The sequence below is a fragment of the Paludicola sp. MB14-C6 genome, assembly GCF_030908625.1.
In the GTDB taxonomy this organism is placed as follows: Bacteria; Bacillota; Clostridia; order Oscillospirales; family Ruminococcaceae; genus Paludihabitans.
Window position 1 is genome coordinate 1724515 of record NZ_CP133133.1, and the last position, 17249, is coordinate 1741763.

The window sequence follows — 17249 nt, forward strand, 5'->3', positions numbered from 1 at the left end:
AATGAAGGCGAAAATCGAAAGAAAATCTTTCAATCTTTGCTGCGAAAGGAGTAGGTATTACTATGGAACAAATACAGATAAGTTATATGATAGCAACAAGAAGAAAGCAACTCGCAATGACACAGCAACAGATAGCAGATCAACTAGGAGTAACGAATAAAGCGGTATCTAAATGGGAAACAGGAGACGGTTATCCTGATATTACTATCATTCCTGCTTTAGCTGAAATTCTACAAATAACTACCGATGAGCTTTTAACCGGGGAAAAGTCAAAATTACAAATAGTATTTAACCCTAATGCCCCATATACAAAAAACGAATGTATACATGAATTTAGTACAATGAAACCAGTTACTATTTTTTTAACGGTATTAGGGGTAATTTTAGCATTCTGTTTTTGGATTGCATGGCAAAGCTTTGCATGGTCATTTGGGGTATGCGGTGTTCTAACTGCAGTAAGTTTATTCTGTCGTTATGTTGCATTTATTGAATTCAAAAATAAACTCAGTCGTATAGGAGATACCTCAGTTGATTTTAATGAGCTAAAAGCGGAAGAATACAATAGTGTTTTATGGAATGTGTGGCTTGGTATAACACCATTATGTTATATGATAATCAAGCAATTCTTGATTGGATATCTTCTAAACCCTGCACCTGATTTCGTACATTTATTGCTTTCGTGGTTATTAGCAGCTTTTATTTCTTTAATCATTACTATAGTACTAAGAAAGAAGGCAAAAGGCATTTTACGATAACAGTAAAAAATCACTCCAAGTAAATGGAGCGATTTTTTGTTTGTTATGCAATTGCTTCGGTTCGTTCAAATTGAGAATTATATAGATTTGCATAGAATCCATTTGCCGAAATAAGCTCTTCATGGTTACCTTGCTCGATGATATCGCCATCTTTCATAACTAAGATTAAATCGGCGTCACGAATGGTTGAAAGCCTATGAGCAATAACAAAGCTGGTTCTTCCGCTCATTAGATTATCCATAGCTTTTTGAATACGGATTTCTGTTCGGGTATCAACAGAGCTTGTTGCTTCGTCTAAAATCAAAATCTTAGGGTCAGCAAGAATGGCTCTAGCAATGGTAAGCAACTGCTTTTGTCCTTGTGAAATGTTGCTTGCCTCTTCATTTAACTCCATTTGATAGCCTTTTGGAAGTGTCTTGATAAAATGGTCAACATGAGCCGCTTTTGCAGCTGCAATTACTTCTTCGTCAGTTGCATTTAATCTGCCATAACGAATGTTTTCCATAATCGTATCGTTAAATAACCAAGTATCCTGTAATACCATACCAAACATATCTCGTAGTTCAGTGCGGTTAAAATCGCGAATATCGTGGCCGTCTATTAAGATTGCGCCACTATTCACATCATAAAAACGCATAAGCAGTTTAATCATAGTTGTTTTACCTGCTCCTGTAGGCCCAACTATAGCTACTTTTTGTCCTTGTTTTACAGTAGCGCTAAAGTCGTTGATAATAATTTTTTCTGGATCATAGCCAAAATGAACAGCCTTGAAAGCAACATTGCCTTCTAGTTTATCAATATGAACTGGATTTTCAACAAATTGATCTTCTTCTTCCTCGTTCAAAAATTCAAATACACGTTCTGCAGCTGCAGCGGTAGATTGTAGTAGATTAGCGACTTGAGCCACTTGAGCAATTGGTTGGGTAAAGCTGCGGATATATTGAATAAAGGATTGAATATCACCAACTTGAATGGTGTTTTTGATTACAAGGTATCCACCAAGAATGGACACTGCAACATAGCCTAGGTTACCAACAAACGTCATAACAGGCATCATCATTCCGGATAAAAATTGAGATTTCCAAGCAGATTGATAAAGTGTTTCATTCATTTTATCAAATTCATTTGTAACCTTTTCTTCTCCATTAAATGCTTTTACAATGTTTAATCCACCGAATACTTCTTCAACTTGACCATTTACATGACCAAGATATTCTTGTTGTGATTTAAAGTATTTTTGTGAACGTTTGACAACGCCAGTAATCAAAAGCATGGATAATGGAAGAATCAAAAGCGCAACTAAAGTCATTTGCCAGCTGATAGAAAACATCATTATCAGTACACCAATGATTAAAGTAATGGATGAAATAACTTGAGTCATACTTTGGTTTAAGCTTTGGCTTAAAGTATCAATATCGTTTGTCACTCTTGATAACACTTCACCATGTGTTCTGCTTTCAAAATATTTTAATGGCATACGATTGATTTTTTCGGAAATTTCTTTTCTAAAATTATAAGAAACCTTTTGCGTTACGTTAGTCATGAAATAACCTTGAAGAAAAGAAAATACTGCACTGATAATATATAGTCCAAGTAAGAATAAAAGGATGGTTCCGATTTTTGTAAAGTTAATTCCTCCACCTTGCCCTTTAATTTTTTCAATCAAACCATTGAAAATTTCAGTGGTTGCATTACCTAAAATTTTTGGACCAATTATTGCGAAAGCAGCACTTCCAATTGCAAAAATAACAACAAGCAAAATAGATAATTTATATTGAGCAAGATGAGAAATCAAGCTTTTCATTGTGCCTTTAAAGTTTTTTGCTTTTTCGCCGCTCATAGCGCCCATAGGGCCGCCCATGCCGCCCATAGGGCCACGCTTTGGTTGTTTTGCATTACTCATGTTCAAGCTCCTCCTTTGATAATTGTGATTGAGCAATTTGTTTGTATACATCACAGCTTTTAAGAAGCTCTTTATGAGTTCCTTTGCCGATAATTTGACCTTCATCTAATACAATTATTTGGTCAGCGTGTAGAATGGTACTGATTCTTTGTGCAACAATTAAAACGGTACTGTTAGCAGTATTGCTTTTCAAGGCTTTACGTAAAGCAACATCCGTTTTATAGTCAAGTGCAGAAAAACTGTCATCAAAAATATATACTTCCGGTTGCTTTGCAATCGCTCTTGCAATAGAAAGACGTTGCTTTTGGCCGCCTGATACATTGGTGCCGCCTTGTGAAATTTCAGAGTTATACTGCTCCGATTTGCTTTCGATAAATTCGGTTGCTTGGGCTATTTCAGCAGCTTTTTTCATAACGTCATCCGAAGTGTCATATGCGCCATATTTTATATTGGATTCAATTGTACCTGAGAACAATACACTTTTTTGAGGAACATATCCAATTTTTTCTCTTAAATCGTGTAAGGTTACGTTGCGAATGTCTACGCCATCTAATAAAATCTCGCCCTTTGTTACATCATAAAAACGAGGTATAAGGTTAATCAAAGTAGATTTACCACTACCCGTACTTCCGATAAATGCCGTTGTTTCCCCAGGCTTTGCAACAAAGCTAATATTGGAAAGGACATCTTCTAAAGCATCTGGATAATGGAAGGAAACATCTTTAAACTCAACATATCCTTTGTGGTCTAATTTTGTTTCTTGCGGTGTTTCAGGGTCGATAATACTGCTGTTCGTTTTTAATACTTCATCAATACGTGCTGCAGAAACAGAAGCACGAGGTAGCATAATTGAAATCATAGAAATCATTAAGAAGGACATAATAATTTGCATGGTATATTGAATAAACGCCATCATATCGCCAACTTGCATAGCACCTGTGTCGATTCCCTGTGCACCTTTCCAAACAATTAAAATAGCAATACTGTTCATGATAAACATCATAGCCGGCATCATAAATGTCATAATGCGGTTTACAAATAGATTTGTTTTTGTTAAATCACGGTTTGCTTTATCAAAACGTTGTTCTTCATGCTTTTGTGTGCTGAATGCACGAATAACAGGAATACCCGTTAAAATTTCACGAGTAACGAGGTTTAGTCTATCAATTAAAGATTGTAATTTCTTGAATCGAGGCATTGCTACACCAAATAGAACAAGGACAAGAGATAATATTGCCATAACAGCTACTGCAATAATCCATGCCATAGAAGTGTTCGTATTTAATACTTTAATAACACCGCCGATACCAAGGATTGGTGCATAGAAAACAATACGTAACAGCATAACCATCAGCATTTGAATTTGTTGGATGTCATTTGTGCTTCTTGTTATCAATGAAGCAGTAGAAAATTTGTCTAGTTCAGCGTTAGAGAAGGATACTACTTTTCGGAAAACACCTTGGCGTAAATTCATACCAAGTTTTGCAGCAACACGAGCTCCTAAATAGCCTACCAATACCGTTGCAGCCATACTTAGTAATGCAATACCAATCATTTTTAAACCTGCTAAAAGAATGAAATTGCTTTGTAAACGCTCGGTGTTAATGCCGATGGCAGTGTATTCTTTCTTGGTAAAGGCAACTGCACTTTGTCTTATAATACTATCCGGCATATCTTGAAACATTGCATTAATTTTATCGACCAAAGGGGTTAGCTGTTGCTTTGGTAGGTTAGCAAGAATATCTAAAGTAGATAGAGTTGCTTGCTTCATTTGTGGTGGGAGTTGAGCCTTTAAGTTATCTTCAAAAGGCTTGAGTTCTTTTGCTCCGCTTTCTAATCCACCTACTAAAAGCATCGGTTTTGCAAAAATGTTGTTAAGCTCTTCTATTTTTGATTTATCTTTGGTGTTAAGTTGATATAATGGTTCTTTTTCTAAAACATTATACTGGCTTTTTAAAGCATTCCCGACTTCTAACAGTGTATAGGAATCTAAGACCTTTTTATAATCACTTTCTGATATGAATAGGCTGAGTTTTTCCATTTCAGCTTTGCGAATAACATCGGGAGTAGCCTGTTCAATACCACCTTGCTGAATACCGACATTAACGATCTTGGATGTATAATCCGGTAAGGATAGATCGCAAACTGCTTGCACAACCAAAAGTGCAACAATTGCTAAAATAGAAAAAGTAAATTGTTTCAGATGTTTGATGAGTTTAAACATGAATTGTTATCCTTTCAAGTAAAGAGTATCTATATCATACACCATTTAGTATGCTATTCATTGATAAATGGTGGAATATGTGGCGAAGCAATAAAATTACTGTTAAATGTCTCTATTTTTTTTCCAAAGTCAATAAACTGTTTGATTAAGTCAATACCGACCTCATCAATAACCTTAGCATAATAAGCGTTAATTTGTTTTGACATTTGCTTGTATTCTTGTTCTCCATTTTTAGTTAGTTGAAGGAAAACTTGACGACGATCTTGCTTGGAATAAATACGTTCAATGAAACCTGTGTCATCTAGTTTATTCAAGACAGGAGTAATAGAGGCAGGTGCTACTCTCAATACCTCGCTTAAATAAGATGGTTGTGGGGGAGCTGATTTCTTAGATATATAGTCGCCAATAGTCAATAAAACTATAGTTTGCGCATGAGTTAAATGGGATACAACGTTTATACAGTTAATATTGCATTGCTGTAACGCTTTAATTGCTTCGAATATTTCTTGTGTCAAAAGATTCATCCTTTCTATAATTAGATTTTCTAATTATATTACAATCTAATAATTAATTCAATTAAGAAAATATGAACGTAATTAAAACATTCAATGGATTCCATAAAAAAATTATGAATGATATTTATAATATGTAATGAAAGCATAATATTATCTACAGTTATTATGTACAGATACCATCATAATTCTCAGTAAACTGTAAATAGGATTTGTATAAAACTGTCAGTTGAATTTATATATTTAGTGAAAAAGCAAATACTTGTCAAAGACAGAATTTAGTAGTATAATGAAAAATATATAAATTTTAAAAGGTGGTTATAAACTATGGCAGGGCAAAAAAAGATGGTCGAAGACATTACTGCAATGGACGTCGACTTTGCAAAATGGTATACTGATGTAATTAAAAAAGCTGAGCTTGTGGATTACTCTAGCGTGAAAGGTTGTATGGTAATTCGCCCGTATGGCTATGGCATATGGGAAAACATCCAACACGATTTAGACGCAAGATTCAAAGCACTTGGACACGAAAATGTATATATGCCTATGTTTATCCCCGAAAGTTTATTACAACGTGAAAAGGATCATGTAGAAGGATTTGCACCGGAAGTTGCTTGGGTTACTCATGGCGGAAATGAACGTTTAGCAGAACGTCTTTGTGTTCGTCCAACTTCTGAAGTGTTATTCTGTGAACATTATAAAAATATTATTCACTCTTATAGAGATTTACCAAAGCTATATAACCAATGGTGTAACGTAGTTCGTTGGGAAAAAACAACTCGTCCATTCTTAAGAACTTCTGAGTTCTTATGGCAAGAAGGCCATACAATGCATGAAACAGAAGAAGATGCAAGAAAAGAAACACTTCAAATGCTGAAAGTGTATGAAGATTTTTATCGTGAAACATTAGCTATTCCTGCAATTACAGGTCAAAAAACCGAAAAAGAAAAATTTGCAGGTGCAGTTGAAACTTATACGATTGAGCCTATGATGCATAATGGTGTTGCATTACAAGGCGGTACTTCTCACTATTTCGGTGATGGATTTGCAAAGGCATTTGAAATTACCTATACTGATAGAAACAACAAACCACAATATCCTCATCAAACTTCTTGGGGCGTTTCTACTCGTATGATTGGTGCAATCATCATGACACATGGTGACGATAACGGATTGGTATTACCTCCAAAAATCGCTCCAATTCAAGTCGTTATTCTTCCGATTGCAATGCACAAAGAAGGCGTGTTGGATAAAGCTGCTGAATTAAGAGATCGTTTGAAAGCAAACTATCGTGTAAAACTAGATGATTCCGATAATTCACCGGGATGGAAGTTCAGTGAATACGAAATGAAAGGTGTTCCGCTTCGTCTTGAAATTGGACCAAAAGATATTGAGAATAATCAATGTGTATTGGTTCGTCGTGATAATCGCGAAAAAGTCTTTGTTAGCTTAGATAACCTTGAACAAGAAATTGAAACTGCACTACAAGCTGTTCATGATGGATTATATAATCGTGCATTGGAAAATCTTAAAGCAAAAACACATACTGCAAAAAACTTTGATGAATTCGTAGATACTGCGAAAAACAAGCCAGGATTTATCAAAGCTATGTGGTGCGGTGATGTCGAATGTGAAAATAAGATTAAAGATGTTACCGGCGGCGTAAAATCTCGTTGTATTCCATTTAACGAAGAGGCAATCGGCGATACTTGTGCTTGCTGCGGCAAACCTGCAAAACACTTAGTTGTTTGGGGTAAACAATATTAAAGGCAAAACTGCTTTTGACAAAAGATATAGCGGTACAGAGAAAACTCTGTACCGCTATTTGTATCTAATATAAGGAGAAATGACATATGGATCAATCAATGAAAGCAATGTGTGGTACTTATTGTGGAGAATGTGAATGGAAGGAGCCATGTAATTGTCCTGGATGTAAAGCTTGTAAAAGTAAGATGTTCTGGGGCGAATGTGATAAAGCAAAATGTTGTATCAGTAAAGGGTATGAGCATTGTGGACAATGTGAAGAAATGCCATGCCAAATGTTAAGCGACCTATTTGCTGACCAAGAACATGGTGACAACGGCGCTAGACTACGAAACTTAAAAAACTGGACGGATGGAAACGATAGTTACGAGAAGCTAAGATAATAAAGCTTGAATGAGTTAATTCATTACTTATTACAGTATGATTATGTAATGAATTTTGGCTTTTTATATAATATGTAGAACGCTATGTTGTAATTATTGATGCATATTTAATTATTATGTAATGTAGGGAACGACCCCTGTGTCGTTCCGTCTTATGAAATGAGATGATTTTATTTGAACGAATTACCACAAAGAAAATTACAACGATTAAAAGGTTATGATTATTCCCACAATGGCGCATATTTTATTACAATATGTACGCAAAATCGTCAGCAATTATTTGGTGAAATATTTAATAATACTATGCTGATAAATAATGCTGGTAAAATGATCGAAGAAAGGCTATTAAATATTATAAACGATGTTGTTTTTCTTGATAAACATATTATAATGCCCGACCATATTCACGCAATTGTTATTATTAATCACAACGGAACGACACAGGGACCGTTCCCTACGTTGTCGGAGATTGTGCAGAGATTTAAAACAATAACGACAAAATTGTATATAGACAGTGTAAAAAATGGTGAGTATCCACCGTTTGACAAGAAAATCTGGCAAAAATCATTTAATGATAGAATTATCCGTAATGAAAAGGAATATCGTGAGATTAGACAATATATAGATGAAAACCCATTGAAATAGAAGATTGAACATAATCTTTACATAACGATACCCTCAGAAAAAAGTTATTACTCTTTTCTGAGGGTATCGTATTTCTTTATTTGGCTTATTAACGCTAAGCATTTTTGCAACAATAAACCCCGAATCTTTTGATTCGGGGTTGTTATTATTGGTTGTTGCCTTTAGGCTTAATAAAACCCCTGGTTCTACCAGGGGTAGATAAAAAAGCCTTGGCAAAAATAAAACCTCCATGTTAAAATAGTGACGGTTTGGCGACCGTATCACAAAGATAACAAGGAGGAATTAAGCAATGAAAAATGAAGTAAAACAGACAGCACATTCAAGTTATAGGTGCGAATACCATATAGTGTTTGCACCAAAATATAGAAGAAAAATAATTTATAAAGATTTGCGAAGAGATGTAGGTGAAATATTTCGAAAATTATGCACAGAAATGAAAGTGGAAATAATAGAAGCGGAGGCATGTGTAGATCACATACACATGTTAGTAAGTATTCCACCGTATATGAGTATATCACAGTTTGTAGGAACACTCAAGAGTAAGAGTGCACTGATGATATTCGATAGGCATGCAAATTTAAAATATAAATATGGATCACGAAATTTTTGGTGTAGAGGTTATTTTGTAGATACAGTAGGAAAAAATGAAAAGAAAATAGCAGAGTACATTCGAAACCAATTAGAAGAAGATTATGCAAAAGACCAAATTTCATTTAAAGAATATACGGACCCGTTTACGGGTAATCAAGTGAAATAGGGCAAAAAACAAACAGCCACTTATAGTGGCTGCCTGTAATTGTGATGCGATGACAAACTTTCAGTACCCCTTTGAGGGGTCAGCACGAGTTGACCCTTCTAGGGTCTGAGCAAACCACTAGTTCACTAGTGGTTTTGATTTATAGTTTGATAATTTCGCCGTAAACAACACCTGCACATTGTGCAGCATTTGCTTCGTCAGTGTCTAAATGCATTGCTAATGCAAATTTATCAGATACACGAACAACAACATCGCCGAAAACTGTTTTTCTGTCTGGAGTTTCGATTTTAACCCAAACGATGTCTTTATCTTTTACATTTAATTTTGTTGCATCCCCGCAAGTCATATGTATATGTCTTTTTGCAACAATAACACCTTTTGTTAGCTCAATTTCACCCGCTGGACCAATTAATTTACAAGGTGCACTACCTTCTATATCACCTGATTCACGGATTGGTGCAGTAACTCCAAGTGTTCTTGCATCAGATAAAGAAACTTCGATTTGTGTTTCAGGACGAACCGGACCTAAGATACTCATAGTAAGTTGTCCACGAGGGCCAACAACAGTAACTTTTTCATTGGTTGCAAATTGACCAGGTTGTGATAAATCTTTTTTGTTAGAAAGGCTAGCACCTTTACCAAACAAAGTTTCTAAATCTGCTTGAGATACATGAAGATGACGTGCAGATGTTTCAACAATAAATTTTTCCATTTTAGTAATTCTCCATTCCACTATATACATTATACTCATGTTATTATAATACAAAGTAAACCATTTTTCAATATTAGCTTAATATTTTAAGAAACATTGGAAAAGTATTTGCAAGATTTCATATAAAGTATAGCGTATGTAGGGGTTTTTTACATCCTTTGATTTAGCCCAAAACTAACAGATAATGCAGTATCAATTAAATTCATTGAATTGCTATCTAAGGCACCCATCTTTTCTTTTAATCTTTTTTTATCTATTGTTCTGATTTGTTCTAAAAGAACAATAGAGTTTTTTTGAAGACCGCAATTTTCGGCAGGTAATTCAATATGAGTGGGTAGCTTTGATTTGTCACGCTGACTTGTAATTGCAGCAGCAATGACAGTCGGACTATATTTATTTCCAATATCATTTTGTACAATCAAAACAGGTCGCATACCGCCTTGCTCCGATCCAATTACCGGGCTTAAGTCGGCATAATAGATTTCGCCTCGTTTGATAGACATACTATTCACACTCCTTTTTATTCATTTCATCATGCAGTGTTGAAAAATAGCTTGCATATAATATCTATATTGTTGGGTAGTATCTTTCGTTTTATACACATTTTGTTAAACGTCAGTAGTAGAAAATTCCGGTTTCTTACATGCAAGTAAATGAGTGTATTACTCATGTGCTTTGATAAAAAAGACTTGAGTAACAATAGTCTCAGTATTATAATATTAAGTACACTTTGTATTTGATAATGAAACATTGAAGTAAAAGAAGGCGGAGGACTTTATATATTATGAAAATGAAATGGAATTATGGAAAAGAGCATTTATTTGATTGCTTTTTTGTTAGAAAAAAAGTTTTTGTTATTGAGCAAGGATTTTCAGAAGAGTTAGAGTTTGACGCTATTGATAATATTGCTCATCATTTATGTATCTATAATGAGAACGAAGAGCCAATTGCAACAGCTAGACTTTTTTGTGAAAAAGATGTATATCATTGTGGAAGAATATGTATAATAAAAGAGTATAGAGGAACCGGGCTTGGCGAAATCATTATGAAAGCATTAGAAGAAAAAGCAAGAGAATTGAATGCAGCAGAGCTAGAGCTGAGTGCTCAAGTAAGAGTAAAGCCATTTTATGAAAAGGCAGGATACCAATCCGTAGGAGCAGAATATATGGATGAGCATTGCCCTCATATTAGGATGATTAAGCATTTAAACTAATAATATTTTGTAAATTTTTCCCTAGTTGGTTTACACTTTGTATAAAGTATGGTATGATAATAATAATTAGACATATGAAGTAGTATAGCTTTTGACAGTTGAAAAGGACTTAGATAATGAAAGGGAGGACTATTATGGATAACATAAGCACTGATTTTTTTTCATATAAGGGTAAACCTTTGGTGAAAAAAGGAAACATTATCTATTATGGTAGCATGAAAGATGAGTATGTAGTGATGATACAAATTCAAGATACAAAAAAAGAAGGCCAACTCACTTTGTCCAATAACATCGTGGTTCAATTGATGAGAACCGGCAAGGATGTAAAACCACAAGATATGGTGGTAAAGAAAAGCGAAAAAGTTGGAATGTTTAGTGCAATGGAAATTGCAGACATTTGGCTTGAAAGAGCATTATCCGAATAATATAAGCCCACTATTCAAGTAATAGTGGGCTTTGTGTTTTGATAGGGAAGATATATTTTGTAATGGCGAACCTGTGTGTTCGCCCGAGGATATTATAAAAAGTTTAAAAGGTGATGAAGATGTTGTTTTAGATTGGAAAATGATGTATGATTGTGGTTAATAGAGCAAATTATTGTTTCATAGGTGGTGATAATTTTGGAATTATCTAAACGAAAGCAGATCGGTTAGATAAATATAATTATTCGACATACGGGGCATATTTTGTAACGATATGTGTTGCGAATAGACATAGATTGTTGTGGAAAAATGTCGAGGATTATAAAACAATTTAAAGGATCAATAACCAAATAGATTGTTTTTTCTATCTGGCAAAAATCATTTAATGATAGGATAATCCGCAATGAGCAGGAGTATTGTGAGATTTGGCAATACATAAATGAAAATTGGTTAAAATGAGAGGAAATTTAAAATGTCAGAAAAACAAATTACGAAAAAACAACATTATATATCCCAAGGACTCCTTCGACTTTTTTCTATAGACGGAAAAAGTATCTTTGAATGTGATATTAACAAAAAGAAGCAATATAATACTAGGATAGTAAATGCTATGGAGGAAAACTATACTTATGAATATCCACTGCTTGAAGATAATTTTTTGGAAAAAGAGTTTTCAAAAATTGAATCAGAGTTTATTCCTCAAATTGTAAATATAGTAAATTCTCTTGCTAACAATGTGCCTAATTTAAGTAGCATATATGAACTTGTTTCTTCGTTATTTGATACTTTCTTGCTGTTTTACTATCGTAGTGGCGCGGTACTTTCAGAATTTAGCTATGGAGTTAATGATAATGAATTAAGAAAAAGAGCAAAAGTACGGCGGCTACTTGAAGTAATTACAGATCGTGTTTATCTTAAAAAGTTGGCTAACATTTTAAGAAATTGTTACTCATTTTCCGTGCTATATTCAAAAGATAATAATTTTGTTATTTCTGACCAATACATATCGACGGTTGCATTATCATTCAAAAATCAGTTTATAAATTCGTCAAATAGAGCTATTGGTATTAAAGAGAGCATGGTTCTTCTACCACTCTCATCCTCTTACTATATTGCATTATTTCATGGAAAGGTTCCCGCATTTATTCAAAGTAACGAGATTTGTTCATTGTCCCAAGAAGAAGTGTTTATTATAAATAAAATAATCTACCATAATTCTTTCAGAAAATGTGCAGGACCAAAAGAAAATACACTTGAGATATTATCACAGCAGGAGTATTCTTCTTTTGGTGCAACGCAGGTTTTCTTTAAAAGCAATGATGGTAAATATGGCGGCTATACAAATAAGAAAGAAGTGTTTTTTTATAAAGAAGATCAAGAAATATATATACATAGAATTGAATATGCAATGAAGTATTACGAACTAAAGAAATTATATGGTAAAGCTCACTTGCAAAATATTCGATGCCCTTGTTGTTCGGGCTATAAGTTTAAAAAGTGTTGTCTAAAAAAATATAAAAAAGCCTATCAGTCGGTAGAGGAAACCCAAAAAGCTATACAACCAGACTACAAAATTGGGAGTATTTCAGAAATGCCAATTTATGAATTCTGGAGTGGCGATGCACAATTATCAAAAAAATATCTAACAAAATAGAAGCGTTAAACTTTCTATCATCATTTTTCCCCCATCCAAACAACAAAGCCACCGAGTAATCGGTGGCTTTTGCTATATCTAATAATCTTATTTACCTAATTTCTTGGCAACAGTTGCGTATGCTTCTTCATCAACGATAACAGTAACGTCAGGGTGAAGTTGTAGTGCAGATGCTGGAACATCAGGAGTGATAGGTCCAAAGCAAGTTTCATAAATAATATCTGCTTTTGCTGGTCCATTAGCAATTAGCACGATTTTTTTAGCTTGCATAATGGTTTGAACGCCCATAGAGATTGCAGTCTTTGGAACTTCGTCCATAGTTGCAAAGAATCTTGCATTTGCAGTGATAGTAGATTCGGTTAAATTTACTTCATGAGTTCCCTTATCAAAGTATTTGTTTGGCTCATTGAAACCGATATGACCGTTGTTACCAATTCCAAGAAGTTGAACATCAATACCGCCTAAAGCTTTAATTAATGCTTCGTAGCGGTCACATTCAGCTTGCTTGTCGGTAGCTTTACCGTTTGGTACATTGGTGTTAGCTTTGTCTATATTAACATGATTGAAAAGTTTATCATTCATGAAATAGCGATAGCTTTGATTGTTGTTGCCATCTAAGCCAACATATTCATCAAGGTTAACTGTTTTCACTTGAGAAAAATCAAGATCGCCATCATTGTACCAGTTAATAAGTTGTGCATATGTACCTAGCGGAGTAGATCCGGTTGCAAGACCTAAAACACAATTCGGTTTTAATGTAATTTGTGCTGCAAAGATGCTAGCAGCTTTTTTGGACATATCTTTGTAGTCCGTTGCTTTAATCAATTTCATTTGTAACGCTCCTTTGAGCAGGTTACATGAAAAATAATGAATAAAATCGTAACCCACCCTAATATTTTATCTCATACATACTATCATAGCACTTTTTTTATAAAAGGTACAGTCTATTTGTAATAAAACATTACAAAATTTTAAGATTACAATTTATTGATAATTTTTTTAGCAGCTTTATAAACATCCCCACAGCCTAACGTAATAATTAAATCACCTTCTTGAGCAATAGAAACGACATAATCAGCAATTTCGTCAAAGGTAGGAAACCACAAACAGCCATCTATTTTATCAGCTAAATCTTTGGCATATATGTTATAAGTGTTTTTTTCACGTGAACCCATGATTTCGGATAACACAACAATGTCAGCAATGCTTAAAACATCTGCAAAGTAATCTAAATGGAGCTTTGTTCTAGAATAGGTGAATGGTTGATGAACAGCGATAACACGTTTAAAGTTCATGGCTTTTGCAGCATCTAGTGTGACTTTTATTTCAGCTGGATGGTGTGCATAATCATCAACAATGGTAATACCGTTTTTAACGGCGAGAAGTTCAAATCGTCTGCCTGCACCTTTAAATTCAGCCAATCCCGCTTTTACTTGTTCAAAGGTGGCGCCAGCATTTAATGCAGCTACACAAGCAGAAATCGAGTTGGTTACATTGTGTTTTCCGGGAACGTAAAGGTCAAGATTACCTAATAATTCGCCTTTATGCATCAGATCAAAAGTGGTATGGATTTTACCTTCATGCATAACTATATTTTGAGCATAGTAGTCATTTTTATCTGTCAATCCAAAGGTGATTACTTTCTTATCAATTCCAATTAAGGCTTTTGCAACTTCAGGATCATCACCATTTGCAATAATTAAATTAGTAGTTAACTCACAGAATTTATGGAAGGAAGCAATTAGATTATCCATAGTTTTGAAATAATCCATATGGTCTTCATCAATATTTAAAATAATTGCTGTATCAGGATATAGCTTTAAAAAAGTGTCAACGAACTCACAAGCTTCACAAACCATCGTTTGGCTTTTGCCCGCCCTTCCATTGCCACCAATAGAAGGCAGCTTTCCGCCAATTACAGCGGTAGGATCTAAGTTAGCATGTAATAGAATTTGGGTAAGCATAGATGTTGTAGTTGTTTTACCATGTGTTCCACTAACGCAAATTGCATTTTGATAACGATGGGTAATTAAACCAAGTAGCTCACTTCGTTCAACGACAGGAACGCCACTGGCTTTTGCAGCTATGAGTTCTTCATTATCTGCCATAATAGCAGCTGTGTGAACGATTAAATCTGCACCCTCTATATTTTCTTTTTTTTGTCCCATCATAACGGGAATTCCCAAAGATTTTACAAGTTCAAGAGTATCGGAAGGATTATTATCGGAACCTGTTAAATAATAACCTTCGTGATGTAGGATTTGTGCCAATGGAAACATTCCAGAGCCACCAATTCCAATAAAATGAATATGTTTTTTGCCATTAAGAATATGAGAATCTATGTTCATAATTGTCGGTTGCACCTCGCTTTATTGCTTCATTCATTTGTAAATAGTATTGACAAAATGAAATTACTCTTATCTATTATATTGCATTGCATTATGAAAATAAACAATTATCTGAAATTAATTTTAATCTTTTAAGAAAATTGCGTATATCAAATATAAAATTTGCCAAACATAATGACAAATAGAGTTTCGTATGCCATTTTCTAATGAAAAAATGAATATAGTTATATGGCATAGACAATAGAACCGATGTGTCCGACGAGTATCGGAATCATAAAATCTCTATTAACGTAATGCGTCGGAGAAATGGAGCTTAAGTATGAACATAACGGACATCAAGATTCGTAAGTTAATTAGTGAAGGAAGACTAAGAGCAATTATTTCAATTACAATTGAGGATACCATAGCAATCCATGATATTAAGGTAATTGAAGGCCCAACAAGATTATTTATTGCAATGCCAAGCCGCAGAGATGACAACGGTGTATTTCGTGATATTGTTCATCCAATTACCCCCGAGGCAAGAACGGAAATAGAAGGAATTTTATTAGATGCATATAAAGAGCATATCGCGCAAATAGAAGCAGAAGAATAAAAAGGGAACGACAACCGTTAAAGCAACTTGCTTTAACGGTTGTTTTTATGTGACAAAAAAAGAAAGTAAGGCAAAAGCCTTACTTTTAGTGGGGGTAGTATATGAAAAAGAGTCATACTTAACTCCGTGGATGTCGTTACCACTATTTTATCCTAATTTTAACAATGTGTCAAGCGTTTCATTCTATAATTATAACAAATAGTTAAAGCTTTGTTGCTTTATACAAATTTAAGCTGGAGTTTTCATTAACGGCTATTGCATTTAGTAAATCTGAAATTAGAGTATTTGATATTAAAAAGCCTTGAGGAGTGAGAGAAAGGTAATCGTTTTTTATGTTTCCAAGTCCATATTGCTCATATTGTTCGGCTTTTCTTAATAGTTTATTTTTATCAACTCCAAAATCTGAGACTAACCTATTAAACGCTAACCCTTTTTTTAAACGTAATTGTAACATCACATATTCTTCAAGATCGTTTGAATGGGTATCGGAATAAAGAATATGATTTCCATTTGTGAAGATATACTCGTCAATGTCATTGGGATGATAAAACCGTTTTGTTCCAAGATGAGAATGTGCAGAAGCACCAAATCCAATATAATCCTCACAATTCCAGTATTTCAGGTTGTGGAGACTTTCAAACCCGACTTTAGAAAAGTTAGAAATCTCATATTGTGCAAAACCCATATTTTCTAAAAAAGAAACAGTATGAAGATAAATATCCGATTGTAAATCTTCATCCCCACAATGATTGATAATAGCACTATTGTAAAAAGGTGTATTCGGTTCGATTTTTAACATATAAGCAGAAATATGTGTAATGGGAAGTGTGGTAATGTGGGCTAATGTTTTCGAAACACTTTCCAGTGTTTGATAAGGAGTTCCTAACATTAAGTCTAAAGAGATGTTGAAAATTCCTGCTTCTCTTGCAAAGCAAATTGCTGTTTCGACTTGATTGGGTTTATGCGTTCGACCTAATGCTGACAGTTCGTTTTCATGATTGGATTGCATGCCAAATGATATGCGATTCACACCTGCTTGCTTATAAGCTTTACATTTTTCTAAGGAAACGGAATTGGGGTTTGCTTCTATCGTGATTTCCCCTTTAAGCGAAAAAACATCTTTAGCGGTTTGGATGATACGTTCAATCCATTCTGGTTTCATTAAGCTAGGTGTCCCACCACCAAAATAAAGGGTATCTGCAATATATCCCTTATCATGATACGATTTCATATGTGTAACAATTGTATTGATATATTTTTCTGCTAATAACGATTGATAGGGAACGGAATAAAAGTCACAGTAGGGGCATTTTGTTGCGCAAAACGGAATATGCACATACAGCCCGATAGATTCAGTCATCA

The 17249-nt window shown here is 34.3% G+C and carries 17 protein-coding genes; 9 read left to right on the forward strand and 8 right to left on the reverse strand.

The genetic code is table 11. From position 1 onward, the window contains the following. Nucleotides 1-62 precede the first annotated feature (62 nt). Nucleotides 63-755, forward strand: coding sequence for a helix-turn-helix domain-containing protein (locus tag RBG61_RS08320; protein ID WP_307942553.1), 693 nt, complete (start codon nt 63-65; stop codon nt 753-755). Between the two features lie 43 nt (nt 756-798). On the opposite strand, the gene RBG61_RS08325 is transcribed toward RBG61_RS08320, so the two are convergent. Genes RBG61_RS08325 through RBG61_RS08335 form a run of 3 tightly spaced genes read right to left on the reverse strand, consistent with a single transcriptional unit; the run spans nt 799 to nt 5397 of the window. After that, complete coding sequence (locus RBG61_RS08325) at nt 799-2658, reverse strand: ABC transporter ATP-binding protein (protein ID WP_307942554.1); 1860 nt, start codon at nt 2656-2658, stop codon at nt 799-801. After that, nucleotides 2651-4882, reverse strand: a complete 2232-nt coding sequence (locus RBG61_RS08330) for an ABC transporter ATP-binding protein (RefSeq protein WP_307942557.1) — start codon at nt 4880-4882, stop codon at nt 2651-2653. Before RBG61_RS08330 ends, RBG61_RS08325 begins: the two co-directional genes overlap by 8 nt. 53 nt (nt 4883-4935) lie before the next feature. Next, complete coding sequence (locus RBG61_RS08335) at nt 4936-5397, reverse strand: MarR family transcriptional regulator (RefSeq protein ID WP_307942559.1); 462 nt, start codon at nt 5395-5397, stop codon at nt 4936-4938. 324 nt (nt 5398-5721) lie between these two features. Between RBG61_RS08335 and proS the strand changes: the two genes are divergently transcribed. From proS to tnpA, 4 genes are all read left to right on the forward strand, one after another. Next, nucleotides 5722-7161, forward strand: coding sequence for a proline--tRNA ligase (gene proS, locus RBG61_RS08340; RefSeq protein ID WP_307942560.1), 1440 nt, complete (start codon nt 5722-5724; stop codon nt 7159-7161). A gap of 86 nt (nt 7162-7247) precedes the next feature. Next, on the forward strand, nt 7248-7541 hold the full coding sequence (locus RBG61_RS08345) for a DUF3795 domain-containing protein (RefSeq protein WP_307942562.1): 294 nt from the start codon (nt 7248-7250) through the stop codon (nt 7539-7541). A 174-nt stretch (nt 7542-7715) separates the two neighbouring features. After that, the gene (locus RBG61_RS08350) at nt 7716-8186 is read left to right on the forward strand and encodes a transposase (protein WP_307942565.1); all 471 of its coding nucleotides are present in this window, start codon (nt 7716-7718) and stop codon (nt 8184-8186) included. A gap of 289 nt (nt 8187-8475) precedes the next feature. Continuing rightward, on the forward strand, nt 8476-8943 hold the full coding sequence (gene tnpA, locus RBG61_RS08355) for an IS200/IS605 family transposase (protein ID WP_307942351.1): 468 nt from the start codon (nt 8476-8478) through the stop codon (nt 8941-8943). Nucleotides 8944-9082: 139 nt separating this feature from the next. On the opposite strand, the gene RBG61_RS08360 is transcribed toward tnpA, so the two are convergent. After that, complete coding sequence (locus tag RBG61_RS08360) at nt 9083-9655, reverse strand: phosphate propanoyltransferase (protein WP_307942566.1); 573 nt, start codon at nt 9653-9655, stop codon at nt 9083-9085. A gap of 149 nt (nt 9656-9804) precedes the next feature. Next, a complete protein-coding gene (locus RBG61_RS08365) occupies nt 9805-10158 on the reverse strand; it encodes a type II toxin-antitoxin system PemK/MazF family toxin (RefSeq protein WP_307942568.1) in 354 nt (117 codons plus the stop codon). Between the two features lie 281 nt (nt 10159-10439). Here RBG61_RS08365 and RBG61_RS08370 point away from each other — a divergent pair, with 281 nt between their 5' ends. The 3 genes from RBG61_RS08370 to RBG61_RS08380 all read left to right on the forward strand — a co-directional run bounded on the left by RBG61_RS08370 (nt 10440) and on the right by RBG61_RS08380 (nt 12944). Next, nucleotides 10440-10868 carry a GNAT family N-acetyltransferase gene (locus RBG61_RS08370; protein WP_307942571.1) on the forward strand — a complete coding sequence of 143 codons (429 nt, stop codon included), beginning with the start codon at nt 10440-10442 and terminating at the stop codon, nt 10866-10868. A gap of 134 nt (nt 10869-11002) precedes the next feature. After that, complete coding sequence (locus RBG61_RS08375) at nt 11003-11293, forward strand: hypothetical protein (RefSeq protein WP_307942574.1); 291 nt, start codon at nt 11003-11005, stop codon at nt 11291-11293. A gap of 469 nt (nt 11294-11762) precedes the next feature. Then, nucleotides 11763-12944 (forward strand): DUF4238 domain-containing protein, encoded by a 1182-nt coding sequence (locus RBG61_RS08380; RefSeq protein WP_307942577.1) that lies wholly within the window; start codon nt 11763-11765, stop codon nt 12942-12944. An 87-nt stretch (nt 12945-13031) separates the two neighbouring features. On the opposite strand, the gene nagB is transcribed toward RBG61_RS08380, so the two are convergent. Next, nucleotides 13032-13775 carry a glucosamine-6-phosphate deaminase gene (gene nagB, locus RBG61_RS08385; RefSeq protein WP_307942579.1) on the reverse strand — a complete coding sequence of 248 codons (744 nt, stop codon included), beginning with the start codon at nt 13773-13775 and terminating at the stop codon, nt 13032-13034. A 146-nt stretch (nt 13776-13921) separates the two neighbouring features. Further along, nucleotides 13922-15292, reverse strand: a complete 1371-nt coding sequence (gene murC / locus RBG61_RS08390; RefSeq protein ID WP_307942580.1) for a UDP-N-acetylmuramate--L-alanine ligase — start codon at nt 15290-15292, stop codon at nt 13922-13924. A gap of 319 nt (nt 15293-15611) precedes the next feature. Between murC and RBG61_RS08395 the strand changes: the two genes are divergently transcribed. Further along, nucleotides 15612-15887 (forward strand): SpoVG family protein, encoded by a 276-nt coding sequence (locus tag RBG61_RS08395; RefSeq protein ID WP_307942581.1) that lies wholly within the window; start codon nt 15612-15614, stop codon nt 15885-15887. A 202-nt stretch (nt 15888-16089) separates the two neighbouring features. On the opposite strand, the gene hemW is transcribed toward RBG61_RS08395, so the two are convergent. Continuing rightward, nucleotides 16090-17247, reverse strand: coding sequence for a radical SAM family heme chaperone HemW (gene hemW / locus RBG61_RS08400; protein WP_307942584.1), 1158 nt, complete (start codon nt 17245-17247; stop codon nt 16090-16092). Between the last annotated feature and the right edge of the window lie 2 nt (nt 17248-17249).